Consider the following 1,155-nt stretch of genomic DNA (forward strand, 5'->3'; position numbering starts at 1 on the left):
GTCGGCGTGCCGGGGGTCTGCGCGCCCGGAGGCACCGGCGCGCCGGCCGCATCCGTGCCCGCCGCCGATTGCGCGCTCACAGGCACGCCCGCGGGGTCATCGCCCGTCGCTGTCGCAAGGTTCGTCACCCCGCCCGCATCCACATCGGCCTGCGTGACCACATAGCTCGCGCTGAACGCCGCAGAGGCGCCCGGTGCAAGGCTCGCCACGCCCGCCGGCGCGATCGCCGACAGGCCGGGTAGTTCGTCCACCACAGTCACATTTGTCAGCGGCACATCACCTGTGTTGGTCACGTCAAATGTATAGGTGATCACGTCACCAACAGCGCCCGCGCCACCCACGACGGCAGATTTGACCACCGCAATCGACGGTGCAGCTGTATAGAGAACCGTCACTGACGCCAAATTCGACACATTGCCCTGTGTATCGGCCACGGTATAGCTGACAGGTGCCGGATCGGCGGTAAAGCCAGCCTCGGGCGTGAAGCTGATCGTGCCGGTCAGCGGATCGACAGACCAAATGCCTGTGCCGTCAACCACCAGCATACTGACCGCAACGCCGTTCGCATCGATCAGCCGCACACTGGCCGGATCAAGTGGCAGATCGCCAACCGTGTCATTGCCCATCACATCAACAACCACCGTCGCCCCAATCGCATTGCCGGTGCTGGTGTCGTCAACCGCCACGGGTGGCAGCGTGAACGCCAGCGTGATCGTGGCCGCGTTCGAGACATTGCCGTCATTGTCGGCAACCGTATAGCTGACCGGCGTCGGATCGGCGGTAAAGCCGGTCTCGGGCGTGAAGGTCACGATGCCCGTCGCCGGATCGATCTCCCAGATCCCCTCGCCCGGCACGGCCAGCGTCTTGCCGCCATCGGTCGCGTCAGCGCTGGTGAAGACCACCGTGGTCGCATCCAGATTGCCGTCCGGATCGCTGTCATTGGCCAGCGGGTCCAGCGTCGCAGCCGTGTTCGTCGGCAGCCCGGCCACAAGGTCATCTTCCGCAACAGGCGCAACTAAAGGCGTGGCCGTCGATGTGTTGTTCGCGGTGTTGGGATCGGTCTGATTACCGGTGATGCTGGCGGTATTGGCGTAAACGCCGGTCGGCCGAACGGTCGCGGTGATTGTCAGCGTTGCCTGCGCGCCGGACGCCAGG

Annotated in this window: 1 pseudogene; it reads right to left on the reverse strand. The window is 65.1% G+C overall.

The features are described from left to right. Positions 1–1,155 (reverse strand): annotated as a pseudogene (locus tag VCK47_RS17965) (hypothetical protein); the annotation flags it as partial.

It is taken from the genome of Yoonia sp. 72, assembly GCF_034652275.1.
In the GTDB taxonomy this organism is placed as follows: Bacteria; Pseudomonadota; Alphaproteobacteria; order Rhodobacterales; family Rhodobacteraceae; genus Yoonia.